3 protein-coding genes are annotated in these 4,691 nt (G+C 34.7%); all 3 read right to left on the minus strand.

Annotated features, from left to right (window positions below):
• Positions 1 to 30: 30 nt before the first annotated feature.
• A complete protein-coding gene (locus QZV03_RS11060; RefSeq protein ID WP_296876777.1) occupies positions 31 to 2,220 on the minus strand; it encodes a hypothetical protein in 2,190 nt (729 codons plus the stop codon).
• A 162-nt stretch (positions 2,221 to 2,382) separates the two neighbouring features.
• The gene (locus tag QZV03_RS11065; RefSeq protein WP_296792725.1) at positions 2,383 to 4,320 is read right to left on the minus strand and encodes an Ig-like domain-containing protein; all 1,938 of its coding nucleotides are present in this window, start codon (positions 4,318 to 4,320) and stop codon (positions 2,383 to 2,385) included.
• Between the two features lie 166 nt (positions 4,321 to 4,486).
• On the minus strand, positions 4,487 to 4,691 hold a 205-nt coding region (locus QZV03_RS11070; RefSeq protein ID WP_296876778.1), incomplete at its 5' end, for a hypothetical protein.

Here is a 4,691-nt window from a genome sequence, read left to right on the forward strand (position 1 = left end):
AAACACTCCATCATAAACAAAAATTTTTAACTATTCTTCTTCCTCTTTATCCTTCTGACGCTTATAGCCAACAAGCAACAACAGCAAAGCAACAATACAGATGATACATAATTGGAGATAATCTGAAGACTTGCTAACTACATTGTCATGCTCATCAATCTCATAGGCATTCTTATCAACTTCTGACGGAGAGTTGGAAGCAGAACCTGCAGATGAAGAAGCAGCTGCAATGCTCAAACCGGAATCCCCAACAGAATAATAGGTAGAATTCAAATCACCATGAGTAGCATTTGACTTGCTAAAGCGACTATTCCTGCCATTGACATCTGAATCAAAATGGAATCCTCCACGGCCGGAACCATTGCCAAGGCCCCCAAAATGAGCATTTCCATCCTCACTCAGCCAGGACAAGCCAAATCCATTGCCTTTTGGACTTTGATAATTCTTCAGCCAATCAGGCAAATCATGCTGGGACATATGGCGAACAGGATTGGAACCATTGGTATTATACCTTACAACATTATTTGTACCTTGGCCTCCAATTGCCACAGCCTTGTCACCACCTTCGCCACGCCCAGTAACCAAAATGTTATACATGACATGTGTATCACTGGTAGTGGAATCCAATAAACCCTGATTCAAGCTGATTGCAATAGGTCCTGGAACTGTGACATTATTATACTTGATTTGATATTTATGATTGCCTTCAGTGCTCTGGGCATAACTTATGCCATAAATGCGATCACCATCATGATATCCGCCAACAGTATCCACTATTATTGTATTGTTAAGTATTCTGTCATCAGAGTCTTGCACCTCAATTCCTGCAACCAACGCATACATATGACTTCCAGCCTTGCCTGTAATATTGATGAAATTGCTTATGACATCAATCTGAGTCTTACCATAAGCATTTTGCGAATAGATTCCAATGTTCGGGCCATTGCTAATGCTTTTTAGGTAATTATAAGCGACCTTGATGTTATATGCAGGACCGGTAATCTGAATAGGATAAGCAGTCCCATGAAAACTGTAACCGCCATATGTAAAGACATCAATGTAATTGTTCACGACACAAACGTCATCAGATACATAGATATCCAAGGCATACAGGTAATTAGCCTGATTCTTGCGGGTGAAATAGTCCTCAACAAGAATGCTGTTGCCATCAAGTGTGGAATTTCTGCAGGCATAAACCAAAACAGAGGACAAAGTAGGGAAAAGATTATCCGCAAAAACTCCTCCATTGACTGCAGAATAAATGCTGTTATTTGCAAAGATGAGGTTGTCACAGCCTCCAATGGCAAAAGAGGAAACCTTATCCATGCTCACACCACCATAAATAAGCTGGCTCCAGTCAACCTGACGCAAAGGCAATGTTGCATTGATGCTATTGCCGCTTACAAAGGCATCATAGCAATAAGTCATAAGGACAGGATAATTAAATCCATCATTATATGCTTGGCCATAATAATTAACTGTATTGTTGATCAGGTTCAGTCCATAATTGTCATTGGCATAAATACCGATGCAAGTAGTATCAACGGGAGCAATATAGTTAATTGTATTGTTGAAAACTGTGATATTGTCCCATCCAACGTAAATGCCAGCATTATGATTCAAAGGAAAGGCTTGATTAAAATCAAAATTGAAATTAGCCAAAACAATATCACTGGCAGTTAAACTGAAAACAGTGTTAACGAAACGAGACTGATTAGAAACAAGACGAGTGTTGTTCTTATCAATAGTGAATACTCCCTTATCTTCAAAATTGCCTTCAAAGACGAGAATGGAACCTCCGAACTCATCCTTTAAAACACCAGAATCATCAAAATAATGAGTATAATTATCACAACTAACATAATATGTCAAATTGGCATTGGAAACCGGACTTTCCATCAAAACATCCATTTTAGAATTGAAATCACTACCCTCATTTTCTATAGATTTTTCAGAAGATGATTCTTTATTAGCAGTATTTGATTGATCTAATCCAAAATCAGAAGAAGAATAGGATTCAATGAGAGAATCAACTGAAGAAGGTAATTCATTGCGAGAATCATCAGCAGATACTTCAACTGAAACTTCTTCTATTGAATCACCAATACCAATATTATTTAAACTAGAATCAGAATATGCATCAGCAGCAGATGCAAAATTCATGCCTAAAATAATAATCAATATTGAAATAAGCAATAATGATTTATATTTAAATCTCATAAAAAATCCCACTTTCCAAAAAATACTTGATAAAATAAACAAACACCATATTGGTCCGTCCATTTTATTTATTCACCACAAAATAACTAACTTCAATAATGTAGTGAATAAATAAAATAAAAGAAAATAGGAAAAATGACCCATTTTCAAGAATCAATATCCCTATTTAATCTTAATTTTCACTGTTTTACTAATAGCTTTATACCATTTATCTCCCTTAAATACTATTTTTGACTTGTAGGTTCCTTTTTTAGACAATTTAGTAATCTTAAATGTGGCAACCCCTTTCTTGTTTGTAGTTGCAGTGTATGTCTTGCCTTTGACTTTTATAGTAAGTTTTTTGCCCTTTAAAACCCTGTTTTTGGAATCCTTTAAGGTTACAGAGAACTTTTTAGTCTTAACCTTAGCTTTGAATGTCTTCGCTTTGGCAATCAATTTTGAAACCCCTTTGGATACAGTGACTTTTGAACTAATTGAGGAAGACTTATAGTTATCATCACCTGCAAAGCTAATGCTTGCAGTGTAGGTTTTAGGAACAAGTGTTGCAACATTAAGGCTAACCTGACCTTTGCTGTCAGTGGTTAGGACCTTGGATATGGAGCCGACCTTAACAATAACCTTTTTATTTGCTAAAGCTTTATTGTTGGAATCCTTAAGTGTGACAACCAAGTTTTTAGCTATGTTATAGTTAGCTGTCACTTTAGGGGCAGTTAGAACTGTGCTAAGTTTAGACTTTTCAAATGTGAAGTTCTTAAAGACTTTGGATGGGGCATAGCCTTCATACTCATCTCCAGGATAAGTGATTTCAAAGCTGTAATTACCTAAAAGATTGCTTAGTATGATTTTCCCATTATTGTCTGTATATTCATAGGAAACCCTTCCGTTGGTTACAATTTCAACTTCATAGTCAACCAATGGATTGTTGGACTCATCAGTTAAACTGATGACTAAAGTGTTTGCATTTGCAACAAGACCCAGATTAGTCTTAATGACTGGTCGATCAGTGCTGTTAATGTAAAATGGGCCGACTAAAGGAACATCATAGCTGACTGGAAAATCATAGGTGCAATTGGAGATGATGCAATAAGGAGAGTTTCGAGCCTTAACGACTCCATTGATGTCACAGTTTGTGAATGTGGAATTATAGATATAAACCCCATCAATGCGACCATAATAATCTGTATTTCCACCATAGGAATCAACAATAGCATCACAGCTAACATTATCAAAAGTACAATTATTAAAAATAAATTTTGAACATTCAAAAGAAGTGATCATTGAAGTTGTTTCATATTCTTCTGTAGGGATGATAGTTCCCCAGGAAGTATGCACGTCATAAGAGTTAATGGTTGGGTCATAAGTGTAATTTAGAAATTTGCAATTTTCAAAAATTGCAGTGCAGATATCTGTTAATCCATCCCTATTAGGTTCAACATGCTGATGCTGACCAGAAACAAAAGATGTGTTGATAAAAGTGCAGTTAATAAAATTGAAGTCACGCCCATCCATGGAAATGCCATAAAATATTATTGTATCACTGAAACCAATATCATCATTTCCACTGGAATACCAAACTTGTCCACTTGATGGAACTTCAAAACTGACATTTATAAAAGTTAATGTTTGATTAAAATTTTTATAAGTTCCCATACTATCAAACCAACAGGAATTAATTACTGTTCCCTCTTGGCCAATAATATAATAGTTTGTATTATATGGTGAGCCTTCTGGAACTCCATAGTTTCCTTCAGACAAATGAATTGTACCACTGATGGCCACTTTGTCATATACAGTATAATCAAAGTTCTTGTATGCGGTTTCAGGACTTAAACCGTCTCCACTAAGTTCTTTACTACTATTAATATAAAAATCGGATGGCTTGTCATCTTCCTTTAAAATATTGCTTTCTAAGTTCAATAAACTGTTTTCATTTGAACATTCTATGTTTTCATCTATGCCGAAATCATCTTCATTAATGCTTGAATCATCAGTGATTGATTGTGTATCTAATATATCTTCAGAGGCATATGCAGATGATATGCATATGAATAAAATGATGAGCATTGAAAATAATAGGATGCTTTTATTTGTTTTCCCCATATTAATAATCTCCCCATATTGCATTATACTCTTTAAATAAACTTCATTCATAGATAATCAAAGAAATTTATTTATTATTCCAAATAGAATAGGATGTTGAATAATAAATAAATTCCTCTAATTTTTAGAAAAATAAAAAAATAATAGAGAAAAATTAATTTTTTCTCTATTTTTTAACGGTTACTTTTACCTTTTTGCTTAATGCTTTGTAGTATTTGCTTCCTGCAAACTTGACAGTAGCAGTGTATTTGCCTTTTTTGGTTAATTTAGTGATTTTAAAGGTTGCTTTACCTTTGCTGTTTGTGGTAGCTTTGTAGGTTTTTTTGCCTACTTTCAAGGTAAGTTTGACCTTTTTCATTACTTTACCTTTG

The sequence above is a fragment of the uncultured Methanobrevibacter sp. genome, from assembly GCF_902788255.1.
GTDB lineage: Archaea > Methanobacteriota > Methanobacteria > Methanobacteriales > Methanobacteriaceae > Methanocatella.

Coding starts and splice junctions, on each gene's coding strand:
- QZV03_RS11060 (WP_296876777.1), bottom strand. CDS start 2,220: ATGAGATTTAAATATAAATCATTATTGCTTATTTCAATATTGATTATT.
- QZV03_RS11065 (WP_296792725.1), bottom strand. CDS start 4,320: ATGGGGAAAACAAATAAAAGCATCCTATTATTTTCAATGCTCATCATT.